Annotated in this window: 11 protein-coding genes and 1 riboswitch; of the genes, 1 reads left to right on the top strand and 10 read right to left on the bottom strand. The window is 72.4% G+C overall.

Going from position 1 to position 11,769, the window contains the following annotated elements; all coding sequences use genetic code 11:
- Positions 1-5: 5 nt before the first annotated feature.
- The 7 genes from AC2YHB_RS00205 to AC2YHB_RS00175 form a co-directional block, all read right to left on the bottom strand.
- Positions 6-836 (bottom strand): ABC transporter ATP-binding protein, encoded by an 831-nt coding sequence (locus tag AC2YHB_RS00205; RefSeq protein WP_179649067.1) that lies wholly within the window; start codon positions 834-836, stop codon positions 6-8.
- On the bottom strand, positions 836-2,500 hold the full coding sequence (locus AC2YHB_RS00200; RefSeq protein WP_179649066.1) for an ABC transporter permease: 1,665 nt from the start codon (positions 2,498-2,500) through the stop codon (positions 836-838). Before AC2YHB_RS00200 ends, AC2YHB_RS00205 begins: the two co-directional genes overlap by 1 nt.
- A 7-nt stretch (positions 2,501-2,507) precedes the next feature.
- Positions 2,508-3,569 carry a thiamine ABC transporter substrate-binding protein gene (locus AC2YHB_RS00195; protein WP_179649065.1) on the bottom strand — a complete coding sequence of 354 codons (1,062 nt, stop codon included), beginning with the start codon at positions 3,567-3,569 and terminating at the stop codon, positions 2,508-2,510.
- A riboswitch (TPP riboswitch) is annotated at positions 3,561-3,667 on the bottom strand. (Overlaps the previous gene by 9 nt.)
- Before the next feature lies 1 nt (position 3,668).
- Positions 3,669-4,742 (bottom strand): MBL fold metallo-hydrolase, encoded by a 1,074-nt coding sequence (locus AC2YHB_RS00190; protein WP_179649064.1) that lies wholly within the window; start codon positions 4,740-4,742, stop codon positions 3,669-3,671.
- Positions 4,743-4,752: 10 nt separating this feature from the next.
- Positions 4,753-5,577 (bottom strand): SDR family oxidoreductase, encoded by an 825-nt coding sequence (locus AC2YHB_RS00185; RefSeq protein WP_179649063.1) that lies wholly within the window; start codon positions 5,575-5,577, stop codon positions 4,753-4,755.
- Positions 5,574-6,686, bottom strand: coding sequence for an NAD(P)H-dependent amine dehydrogenase family protein (locus AC2YHB_RS00180; protein WP_179649062.1), 1,113 nt, complete (start codon positions 6,684-6,686; stop codon positions 5,574-5,576). The genes AC2YHB_RS00185 and AC2YHB_RS00180 overlap by 4 nt, the downstream gene beginning before the upstream one ends.
- 160 nt (positions 6,687-6,846) lie before the next feature.
- Positions 6,847-8,052: an oxidoreductase gene (locus AC2YHB_RS00175; RefSeq protein WP_308645558.1), complete on the bottom strand. Its 1,206-nt coding sequence runs from the start codon at positions 8,050-8,052 to the stop codon at positions 6,847-6,849.
- A 60-nt stretch (positions 8,053-8,112) separates the two neighbouring features.
- Between AC2YHB_RS00175 and AC2YHB_RS00170 the strand changes: the two genes are divergently transcribed.
- A complete protein-coding gene (locus AC2YHB_RS00170; RefSeq protein WP_487353268.1) occupies positions 8,113-9,036 on the top strand; it encodes an oxygenase MpaB family protein in 924 nt (307 codons plus the stop codon).
- Here the strand turns inward: AC2YHB_RS00170 and AC2YHB_RS00165 are convergent.
- From AC2YHB_RS00165 to AC2YHB_RS00155, 3 genes are all read right to left on the bottom strand, one after another.
- Positions 9,017-9,589, bottom strand: coding sequence for a hypothetical protein (locus AC2YHB_RS00165; RefSeq protein WP_487353267.1), 573 nt, complete (start codon positions 9,587-9,589; stop codon positions 9,017-9,019). The genes AC2YHB_RS00170 and AC2YHB_RS00165 overlap by 20 nt on opposite strands.
- A gap of 121 nt (positions 9,590-9,710) precedes the next feature.
- Entirely contained in the window at positions 9,711-10,481 is a 771-nt protein-coding gene (locus AC2YHB_RS00160; RefSeq protein ID WP_487353266.1) for an enoyl-CoA hydratase/isomerase family protein, read from the bottom strand.
- Between the two features lie 24 nt (positions 10,482-10,505).
- Positions 10,506-11,768, bottom strand: a complete 1,263-nt coding sequence (locus tag AC2YHB_RS00155; RefSeq protein ID WP_242530467.1) for an acyl-CoA dehydrogenase family protein — start codon at positions 11,766-11,768, stop codon at positions 10,506-10,508.
- Between the last annotated feature and the right edge of the window lies 1 nt (position 11,769).

The following is an 11,769-nucleotide window of genomic DNA, read 5'->3' as shown; positions in this document are numbered from 1 at the left end:
GGAGTCTAGGAGACGGTGCCAGTTCCACTGTCACTTCCGCTGCCCGAAGGCCGTACGACGATCGTCACACCGTCCTCGTCGGGCAGCCCGGCGGCCGCCAGGATCCGCGCGGCGTCGGGCCCGCCGAAGCTGCGCCGGGCGCCCAGGAAGTCCCGCGCCTCGTCGTCCACCGGCTGCGCCCACACCTCGGCGACGGGCCCCTCCTGCACGATCCGGCCGGCGCGCATGAGGGCCACCCGGTCGGCCACGGCGAAGGCCTCGTCCTGGTCGTGGGTGACCAGCAGGGCCGTCGTACCGGCTTCGACGAGGATCCGGCGCAGGTCGGCGCCGAGGCGGACCCGCAGGCCCGCGTCGAGCGCGCTGAGCGGCTCGTCGAGCAGGATCAGCCGGGGGCGGGCGGCGAGCGAGCGGGCGAGGGCGACGCGCTGGCGCTCCCCGCCGGACAGCGTGCGGGGCAGGCGCTCGCCGTAGCCCGCCAGGCCGACGAGCGCGAGCAGGTCGTCGACCTCGGCGCGGACGGCGCGGCGGTCGGCGCCGCGCAGCCGCTGCGCGTAGCCGACGTTGCGGGCGACGGTGAGGTGGTCGAAGAGCTGGCCGTCCTGGAACATCAGCGCGAAGCCGCGCCGGTGGGTCGGTGTGCCGGCGAGGTCGGCGCCGTCCCAGGCGACCCGACCGACGGCGGGCTCGAGGCCGGCGATCGCACGCAGCAGCGTGGACTTGCCGCACCCGGAGGGGCCCAGGACGGCCAGCACGTCGCCGTCGGCGACGGTGAGGTCCACCCCGTCGACGGCGACGGTGCCGTCGAAGGCGACGGTCAGGTCGGAGAGCTCGAGCATCACCAGGCTCCTGTTCCGGGCACCCGCAGGCGCTCGACGACGAGGATCACGGCCGCGGTGACCGCGGCCAGCACCACGGAGGCGGCCAGTGCGGTCCCGTGGTTGAGCGGCCCGGGGTGGCCGAGCAGCCGGTAGATCACGACCGGCAGGGTCGGCTCGGCGGGCCGCACGATGAAGGACGTGGCGCCGAACTCCCCCAGCGACACGGCGAACGCGAAGCCCGCAGCGGCGAGGACCGGGCGCCACACCACCGCGAGGTCGACGGTCAGCAGCGTGCGCAGCGGACCGGCGCCCAGCGACGCGGCGGCCTGCCGCTGCCGGTCGTCGATGCCGGCCAGCACCGGCACGAGGGTCCGTACGACGATCGGCAGGGCCACCAGCGCCTGCGCGATCGGGACGAGGAGCGGGCTCGAGCGCAGGTCGAGCGGAGGCTCGTCGAGCGCGATGAGGAAGCCGAAGCCGAGGGTCACCGCGGAGACGCCCAGGGGCAGCATGAAGAAGCCGTCGAGGGCGGCCCGGGCCCGGCGGCCGGCACGCGAGCGCACCCGCCGGGTCACCACGAAGGCGACCACCAGGCCGAGCAGCAGCGACATCCACGTGGCGTCGACGGCGATCCGCAGCGAGGCACCGAGCGCCTCCGCGACCGAGACCGGGAACAGTCCGTCGGCCGACCCGCCGAGGGCGCGGTAGTGGTCGAGGGACCAGCCGCCGTCGCGACGGAACGACCCGGCGACGAGGGCGAGGACCGGCAGGGCGACGGCCGCGAGCGTCGCGACGGTCACCACGATCGCGGGGGCGTCGCGCCACTGCGGGCGCGCGGCGGGGGCGACCGACCGTCGTACGGTCGGGTCCGGGACGGCCCGCAGCCGGCCGACCACGACGAGCAGGAGGACCACCGCGAGCATCTGCACCAGCGACAGCGCGGCAGCCGCCGGCAGGTCGAGCAGGTCGGCGGTCAGCAGGTAGATCTCGGTCTCCACCGAGGAGTAGCGCACCCCGCCGAGGATCAGTACCACGCCGAACGCGGTCGCGCAGAAGAGGAACACCACGCTCGCGGCGGACACGACGGCCGGCCGCAGCGCCGGGAAGGTGACGGTCCGGAAGACCTGCCACGGCGTCGCTCCGAGCGCCGCGGCCGCCTCGGCGGGTCGACGGTCGAGCGACTCCCAGGCGACGCCGACGGTGCGGATCACGACGGCGACGTTGAAGAAGACCAGCCCGATGATGATCGCGACCGCTGTGCCGTCGAGTCCGAGGAAGCCGAGCACGCCCGCCGGGGCGATCAGCTCGCGCACCGCGAGCCCGACGACGACGGTCGGCAGCACGAAGGGCACCAGCAGCGCGGCACGGACCACCGAGCGGCCCGGGAAGCGCAGCCGGTGCAGGACGTACGCCGCCGGCAGGCCGAGGGCGACCGCGACCGTGGTGGCCACGGTGCTGGTCCAGACGGTGAACCACACCACCCGGCCGGTCCGTGGTCGCCGCAGCACGTCGAGGACGGCGCCCGGATCGAAGCGGCCCTCGGGCCACAGCCCGCGGTGCAGCATGGCGCCGACGGGCAGCACGAAGAAGACGGTCACCACCGCGACGGGGACCAGGGCCAGGACGACGTACGCGATGCGTCCCGTCGTCCGCCCCCTCGCCCCGCCGACGGCCGTGCTCATCTCCAGCTCACTTCGAGACGATGTCCGTCCACTCCTCCAGCCACGACTGCCGCTGCTCGGCGATCTCGGCCGGGTCGACGGTCTCGGTCTCCTCGGGGCGCTTCGCGAACTTCGCCCAGTCGGCGGGCAGCTCGACGCCGTCGGCGACCGGGAAGACGTACATCGACGGCGGCAGCGCGGCCTGCACCTCCGGCGACAGCAGCCAGTCGATGACCGCGTGCGCGCCCTCGGTGTTGGTGTCCTCGCCCTTCAGCACGCCGGTGTACTCGACCTGCTGGAAGCAGCCGTCGAGCAGCGCCTTCGTCGTCGTCCGGGTCTTGGCCTTGTTGAGCGTGAAGGCCGGCGACGAGTCGTAGGAGACGACGATCGGGCGGTCACCGCCGGAGAAGGTGAAGTCCTCGAAGTAGGCCTCGGTCCAGCCCTTGACGACCTTGGCGCCGTTGGCGGCGAGGTCCTTCCAGTAGCCCTGCCACCCGTCGCCGTAGCGGCCGATCGTGGCCAGAAGGAAGGCCAGGCCCGGCGAGCTGGTGCTCGCGGCCGGGACGACGAGCAGGTCCTTGTAGGCGGGCTCGGTCAGGTCAGCGAGGGTCTGCGGCTCGGCGATCCCCTTGCTGCGGAACCACGCCGAGTCGACGTTGACGCAGACCGCGCCGGTGTCGACGGGCGTGAGCGCGTCGTCGTCGTCGCCCGGCAGCTCGTAGGCCTCGGCACCGTCCGGGAGCTCGGGGGCGTAGGCGTCGAAGACGCCCTCGTCCACGGCCCGGGTCGCGAAGGTGTTGTCGACGCCGAAGACGACGTCGCCGATCGGGTCGTCCTTCGTGAGCACCAGCTGGTTGGTCAGCGCGCCCGCGTCGGCGAGCTTGCTGATCGTCAGCTGGTAGCCGGTGTCCTTCTCGAACTGCTCGACCAGCTCCTCGGGGATCGCGAAGGACTCGTGGGTCACCAGGGTGACCTCGGTGTTCCGCACCCCCGCCTTGTCGTCGTCCTCCTGCCCGACGAGCGAGCAGCCGCCCGCCAGGAGGGTCGCCGCCGTGAGACCGGTGATCGTGGTGAGTGCGCGCGCACGCATGGGTGGACTCCCTTCGCCGGTGCTAACCGGATCAGGTTCGGAGGGTCTGCGGCGTACCGCACTCTCAGCCCGTGGCGCGGGCTCCCCTGTCTGACCGCCCTAGTTTACGGCGGTGTACTCCACCCCGTCGGCCCGGTCCGCCGACGTCGCCTGGCCGCGCGCGACGAGCAGGTCGAGGTGGGCCTTCGTCTCCATCGCAGCCATTCCCTGGCTGAAGACGTCGAGCTCGTCGTAGGCCCGCTCGTGGCGGGTCCAGCCGAGGTCTTTCGCGACCACGAGCGAGGTGACCGTGCCGCGCGCCCGCAGCGAGGCGAGGCACAGCTCGAGACGCTCCTCGTGGTGGGCGAGCAGCTCGTCGACACGCTCGTACGACGACGGGGCGACCGGCCCGTGGGCCGGGAGGATCCGCAGGTCGGGCAGCTGGCGCACCCGCGCCAGCGAGGCCATGAACTGCCCCAGCGGCTGCTCGACGGCCGGCACGGTGAAGCCGATCGACGGGGTGATCGTCGGGAGCACGTGGTCGCCGGCGAAGAGCACGCCCTCGGCCCGGTCGGCGTAGACGTAGTGGCCCGGCGTGTGACCGGGGGTGTGCACCGCGTCGATGACGCGGTGGCCGACCTCGAAGCTGCGGTCGCCCTCCAGCCAGAGGTCGGGGAAGGCCCAGTCCGCCGCGTCGGGCAGCTCGCCGTCGTGGCCGGCCTCCCACAGGTCCGCGATGTCCGCGGCGCCGGCGGTGCGCAGCACCTCGAGGAACGGGCTGCCCTTGATCTCGCCGAGGGAGGCCCGGTGGAGCAGCTCGAGCGCGGGCTTCTCGTCGACGCCGAGGGCCACCTCGGCGCCGTACTCGTGGCCGAGGACGGTGGCCATCGTGAAGTGGTCGCGGTGGACGTGGGTCACGAGGAAGCGCTTGATGTCGCCGAAGCCGGAGTCGATCGAGCGCAGGCTCTTGTCGAGCAGCTCGCGGGCGACCGGGATGGACCAGCCGCCGTCGATGAGGGTGAGCCCGTCGTCCCCCTCGACGACGTACACGTTGATCGCCTTGAGGGCGTCCATCGGCAGCGGCAGCGGGATGCGGTGGATGCCGTCCGCGACCTTCCAGGCGCCCTCGTTGGCCCAGTGCTCGCCGGAGTCCGGCGAGATGGCATGACCGGTCGCGACGCCCTTGGTGCTCATGACCCCGACCTTAGAGAGGGGCCGTCTCGGGTTGGAGGTCGGGGAGGCCGAGGTCGAGGTTGGGCTGCTGGATCCCGCCGTCGACCTCGAGCAGCTTGCCCGTCACGAACTGGCCCGCGCGCGAGGACAGGTAGACCACCGCGGCGGCGATGTCCTCCGCCTCGCCGATCCGGCCGAGGGGTGTCGCCTCCTCCATCTGCTGCTTCATGGCGGGTACGCCGGCGACGAACTCCAGCGCGCTGGTCATCACCGATCCGACGTACACGCCGTTGACGCGGACGGACGGGGCCAGGTCGGTCGCCGCGAGCCGCGTCCAGTGGGCGAGGGCGGCCTTGGCGACGCCGTACGCGAGGTAGCCGCGGGCAGCGGTCCGACCCATCATCGAGCTGATGGAGGTGATCGACTTCTGCCGGCCCTCGCCCGCCGACGCGAGCATCAGCGGGACGGCCGCGCGGCTCAGCGCGTGCGCGGTCGCGACGTTGAAGTGGAAGGACTCCTCGAGATAGGCCACGTCGGTGTCGAGGAAGGCGTTCGGGATGGTGCCGCCGACGTTGTTGACGACGACGTCGAGGCGGCCGAAGGCGTCGTACGCCGCCTGCGCCAGCGCGGCGACCTCGTCGGTGTGCGCGAGGTTCGCCGGTACGACGACCGCTCGCCTGCCGGTCGCCTCGACCCGCTCCTTGACCTCCAGCAGCTGGGCCTCGGTGCGCGAGGAGATCAGCACGTCGGCGCCAGCCTCGGCCAGCGCGACGGCGGTCGCGGCGCCGATGCCGCGACCCGCGCCGGTGACGACGGCGACGTGGTCGGTGAGGGTGAAGCGGTCGAGGATGCTCATCGCTCCGCCTTCGTGCCGGTCACGAGGCCGCGACCGGTGACCAGTCCGAGGTCGAGCGCGGAGCGCAGACCGGGCTGGGCCGCGACCACCGCGGGGACAGCGTTGATGAGCCGCTGCGCGGTGACGATCATCCCGGAGACGTTGTGGTCGCCGTTCTCGCCGTGGTGGGTGAACTCCACCTTCATGCACGGCTCGCCGGTGATCTCGATCCGGTAGCAGCCGTCGCCCTCGTTGGGCGTCGGCCAGTCCGGCTCGGCGGTCGCGTCGGTGCGGGTGACGTGCTCGAGGGTGACCCGCGGGACGCCGTCGACGGTGCCGACGACCCGGAACATCACCGAGCCCATCGTCCCCTCCTCGACGTCGACGGAGACCGTGCTGACGCTGCGCGGGGCGGGGCGGCGGTCGACCTCCTCGACGAGCGGCTCGTCGAGCGTCACGCCGAGGCCGTCGGCGATGATCCGCACGACCGGGCCCCAGGCGGTGGTCAGGATGCCGGGCTCCCACAGCAGCGGCTTCGCGTCGAGCGGCTGGCCGAAGCCGAACAGGTCGCGCATCACGACAGGCTGGTAGTAGGTCGAGTAGTCCGCGATCTCGCTGACCTTCACGTGGTCGATCCGCTGGGACAGCGAGGTCATCACGAGCGGCAGGACGTCGTTGGCGAAGCCCGGGTCGATGCCGTTGACGTGCAGGCTGGCGCCGCCCTGCCGGCCCGCCTCGTCGATCGCCTCGATCATCTCGGGCGGCAGCGTCCCGTCGCGGTGCAGCAGGATCACCGGTCCCGACGACACCACGTTGACGCCGTCGCGGATGAACCCGGTCAGGTCCTCGATCGACTCGAAGACCCGGTCGTCGGTCATCGCCCCGTGCACGATGCAGTCGGGCCGGAGCGCGATCAGCTCGTCGCGGTCCGTGGTCGCCCTGACGCCGAGCTCGCGGCCGAGCCCCGCCAGCTCGCCGGCGTCCTTGCCGTGCTTGTCCGGGGTGGAGGTCCACACGCCGACGAGCTCGAGGTTGGGATGGGCGTCGACGCCGACGATGGCGTGCCGGCCGATGGTCCCGGTCGACCAGACGACGACACGCAGCGGCTTCTCGGGGATGACCTGTGACATGGGAGGAGACTAGAACGAGTTCTAGTTTTGGGGAAGGGTTGCGGGCGCGGGAGATTCACCGGCCGGCCGGTGAAACTCATGGTTGGACGACGAAGTTTCGTCGTCCAACCATGAGTTTCGTCGTCCAAGCGCGAGAGTTTCACCGGCCGGCCGGTGAAACTCACTCCCCCCGCCGCACCACCGGGATGATCTCCCCCGCCGCCCACTCCGGACACCGCGTCCCCGAGTAGATCGTCGGCATGCACCGGTTGCAGTGGATGCAGATCCCCTTCCGGGCGACCCCCGCCTGCAGCCGGTTGACCAGGTCCGGCTCCCGCAGCAGCGCCCGCCCCATCACCACGAAGTCGAAGCCGTCCGCCATCGCCTGCTGCATGGTGTCGAGCCGGTTGATCCCGCCGAGCAGCATGAGCGGCATCGCGAGCTCGCGGCGGAACTCCATCGCCTTCTCGCGGAAGTACGCCTCCTCGAACGGGTACTCCTTCAGGAAGCTCCGCCCCACGGGCGTCCTCATCCCCCAGCGCACCAGCGGCGGCATGGTGTCGGCGAACTCCGACACCGGCGCGGCACCACGGAAGAGGTACATCGGGTTCATCAGCGACGAGCCACCCGAGAGCTGGAGCGCGTCGAGGTGGCCGTCGCCCTGCAGGAGCCGGGCCAGGTCGAGGCCGATCTCGGTCGTGACCCCGCCGGCGAAGCCGTCGGACACCGAGATCTTCGCGGTCACCGCGACGGCGTCCCCGACCTCCTCCCGTACGACGCGGGCCACCTGCCGCGCGAGCCGGGCGCGCCGCTCGAGGGGCCCACCCCAGCGGTCGCGGCGGCGGTTGAGCGCGGGCGCGAGGAAGGACGAGATCAGGTACGAGTGCGCCATGTGCAGCTCGAGCACGTCGAAGCCGGCGCGCACCAGGAGGCGGGCCGTGTCGACGTACGCCTTCGTCACCCGGGTCAGGTCCCGCTCCGACGCCGAGCGGATCATCTGCATCGAGAGCGGGCTGGGCATCCGGCTGGCCGCGATCGCGGGGACGCCGTTGGAGCGGCCGTTGGCGACCGGGCCGGCGTGGCCGACCTGGCCGGCGATCGCGGCGCCGGTCGCGTGGATCTCGTCGGCGAGCCGGGCCAGTCCGGGCAGGGTGCGCTCGGAGACCACGATCTGCTCCGCGTGCGTGCGCCCGTCGGGCGCGACCGCGAGGTAGGCGACGGTCGTCAGCCCGACCCCGCCCTCGGCGGGCGCCCGGTGGTAGGCGATCAGCTCGTCGGTCACCTCGCCGTGCGGGGTGCGTCCTTCGAAGGTCGCGGCCTTCACCGTCCGGTTGCGCAGCCGCACCGGGCCGAGGTCGACGGGGGCGAAGACGTCAGGGGCGCTCACGCATCGCACTGTAGGGCCAAACTGAAACGCGTTCTAGTCACCGGGTCGTATCGTTCGACCATGGCCAAGTCGCTGTGGCGGGACCGGAACGACGCACTCGACCCGGAGACCGACTACGTCGAGATCTACCAGAACCTCGCGCTCTACGAGTTCACCTGGGACCTCACCCAGTCGCTCAGCTTCGCCCTGTTCCGCACCTACGCGGTGCCCAGCATCGGCCGGCTGCTCGACCAGACCGGCGCCTTCACCGGCCAGGTCCAGAAGCGGTACGACGACACCGCGCTCCTGCTCGAGGCGCCCTTCGTGCACGGCTTCGACAGCGCGGCGGGCAAGACCGCACTGCGCCGGATCAACCAGATGCACAAGGCCTACGACATCTCCAACGACGACATGCGCTACGTCCTGTCGACCTTCGTCGTCGTACCGAAGCGCTGGCTCGACGACTACGGCTGGCGCCCGCTCACCGACACCGAGCTGCGCGCCAGCGTCAACTACTACCGCGCGCTCGGCCGCCACATGGGCATCAAGGACGTCCCGGAGACCTACGACGGCTTCATGCACCTGATGGACGACTACGAGCGCGCCCACTTCGACTTCGACGCGGGTGGGCGCCGCGTCGCCGACGCGACCCTGCGCCTGATGACGACCTTCTACCCGCGCCCCGTGCGCGGGCCGGTCGAGGTCTTCAGCCGCGCCCTCATGGACGAGCCGCTGCTCGACGCCTTCGCGTACGTCGACCCGGGCCCGCTCGCCCGTCGGCTCAGCCGCGCCGCGATGAGGGCCCGTGCGAGGCTGCTGCGGCTCACCCCGTCCAACCGCGTCCCGACCTTCACCGCGGACCTGCCGCGGATCAAGAGCTACCCGGGCGGCTACGCCCTCGGCGAGCTCGGGACCTTCCCGGTGCCCGGCGTCGCGGGCTGCCCGGTGCGGCACGCGGAGGCCACGACCCCGGCGGACCCGACCGTCAGCCGAAGCGGCGGTTGAGCTTCTCCCGCGCCGCGGCCGCCTTGGCCTCACGGGCGGCCTGACCGCCCGGGTCCCGGCGGTTCAGCACGTGGATCGCGAACCCAGACCCGACCGTGATCAGGACGAGCAGCACCGAGATGCCCACGTGGCCGAGCGGGGGCAGGCCGAACACGCCCCCCAGCCCGGCCTTGGCCCAGCGGCGGCCGTCCTCTCCTTGGACGCCGATGATGTGGCCGTCGTGGTAGATCCCTTGCACGTCGCCGTCCACGCTCGGGCCCCACTCCAGCCGCAGCCCGTCGCGCTCGCCGTCCGCGGCCTCGAAGGTGGCCTTGCCCTTCTTCCGCTCCTTCCGGCTCCTCGTGGACTTGAACTCCACGGTGCCCGGACGCAGCTCGAGGCAGTCGCTGCTCACCGTGGCCCCGCAGTCCGGCAGGTCCCGCAGGTCCGTGCGCTCCTGGTCCAACCCGACGAGCCAGACCACCGGCGCCGCGATCATGGCGACGAGGAAGACCAGGGCGAGGACCTGGCGGGCGACGGTAGCGGCCTTGAGCTCGTTGCTCTGCGATGACATGCACTACCCCCGAGACGGGCCGACCCGAGCGTCGGCGACCGCGGGATCATGCCACGGACGCCGGCGAGCGACCCCTCCCGGATGACCGCATCTGACGACGCTCCCGCGACTCGGCCAGGGATCAGCCGCCGAACTTCGGCGCCCGCTTCTCCACGAACGCGGCCACGCCCTCGCGCCCGTCGGGCGACCCGGCCAGGGCGCGGATCGAGAGGGACTCCTTGCGCAGCGCGGTCTCCGGGGCGGGCGCGACGACCTCGCGCAGCAACCGCTTGGCGGAGGCGTTGGCGGAGGCGGAGCCGGCGGCGAGGGTCGCGACGACCTGCTCGGCGGTGGCCGCCAGCTCGTCGGCGGGGACGACGCGGGCGACCAGGCCGGCGTCGTACGCCTCCTGCGCGGTGAGCAGGTCGCCCAGGATCGCCAGGCGCAGGGTGCGGTGGAGCCCGAGGCTGTGCACGAGCAGCGAGCTGCCGCCGTCGGGCGACAGGCCGACCTTGGTGTAGGCGAGGCTGAACTTCGCGGAGTCCGCGGCGAGCACGATGTCGCCGACGGCGGCGAGCGGGAAGCCGGCGCCGGCGGCGGTGCCCTGCACGACGGTCACGACGATGGCCTCGGAGCGGACCAGCTCGCTGACCACGCGGTGCAGCGCCTCGGCGAGGTCGTCGATGAAGGCCTGGACGTCGTCGGCGCCGGCGAAGGCCCCGAGGTCGCCGCCGACCGAGAAGAAGCGGCCCTCGGCGGCCAGCACGACCACCCGGGCGCCGTCACGCTGCGCGCTGCGCACGGCGGCGTGGAGCTCGGCGACGGAGTCGAGGTGGACGGGGTTGCCGTTGCCGCCGTCGGCGAGGGTGATCCGGGCGACGCCGTCGGCGTGCTCGTAGCGGACGAAAGTCATGAGTGGGTCCTTCGGTCGATCGGTTCAGCGGAACTGGTCGTGCAGGGCGGCGGGGAGCTCGAAGAGCGGGTCCCGCATCAGCTCGGCGCGGCCGAGCGTGGTCAGGTGGGCCTCGTCGGGGCCGTCGAAGATCCGCATCGCGCGGTGCCAGCCCCACAGGGCGGCCAAGGGTGTCGCGTCGCTGATGCCGGCCGCACCGTGCAGCTGGATCGCGCGGTCGATGACGGAGAGCACCGCACGCGGCACGGCCACCTTGGCGGCGGCGATCAGGTGGCGCGCGGCCTTGTTGCCCTCCGCGTCGACCGTGTACGCCGCCAGGTGGCACAGCGCCCGCGCCTGGTCGAGCTCGATGCGGGACTCCGCGATCTTCTCGCGGACGGCCGACTGCTCGGCCAGCAGGCCACCGAACGCCGTACGGGACTTCGAGCGCGCCACCATCATGGCCAGCGCCCGCTCGCCGGCGCCGAGCGCGCGCATCACGTGGTGGATCCGGCCCGGGCCGAGCCGCATCTGGGCGGCCGCGAAGCCCCCGCCCTCCTCGCCGAGCAGGTTGGTCACCGGGACGCGGGCCTCGGCGAACTCGATGACGCAGTGGCCGTGCTGGTCCTGGTGGCCGAAGACCGGGTAGGAGCGCTTGATCTCCACGCCGGGGGTGTCGACCGGGACGATCACCATCGACTGCTGGCGGTGCGTGGGCGCCGTCGGGTCCGTCTTGCCCATGACGATGAGGACCTTGCAGCGCGGGTCGGCGGCGCCGGTGATCCACCACTTGCGGCCGGTGATGACGTACTCGTCGCCGTCACGCACGATCGACGTCTCGATGTTGGTGGCATCGGACGACGCGACGGCGGGCTCGGTCATCGCGAACGCCGAGCGGATCTCGCCGTCGAGCAGCGGCTGCAGCCACCGCGCCTGCTGCTCGGGCGTGCCGACGAGGTGCAGCAGCTCCATGTTGCCCGTGTCGGGCGCCTGGCAGTTGATGGCCTCGGGCGCGAGCTCCAGGCTCCAGCCGGAGAGCTCGGCGATGGTGGCGTACTCGAGCTGGGTCAGCCCGGACTCGCTCGGCAGGAAGAGGTTCCACAGGCCCCGCTCGCGCGCGCGGACCTTCAGCTCCTCCACGACCGGCGGCACGGTGTGGTCGTCGGGGCCCTTCTCCTCGCGGTACCGGGCGTAGGACTCCTCGGCGGGGAACACGTCCTCGGCGAGGAAGGCCTTCATCTCCGCGAAGGCCCGCAGGGCCTGGTCGCTGGGCGCCGGGAACGCGGGGTACATCGCCGTGCCGGTCATG

It is taken from the genome of Nocardioides sp. SRI_004 (assembly GCF_057586415.1).
The sequence above is the reverse complement of the archived record's forward strand: the minus strand, read 5'-3'. Positions and strand labels throughout refer to the sequence as shown.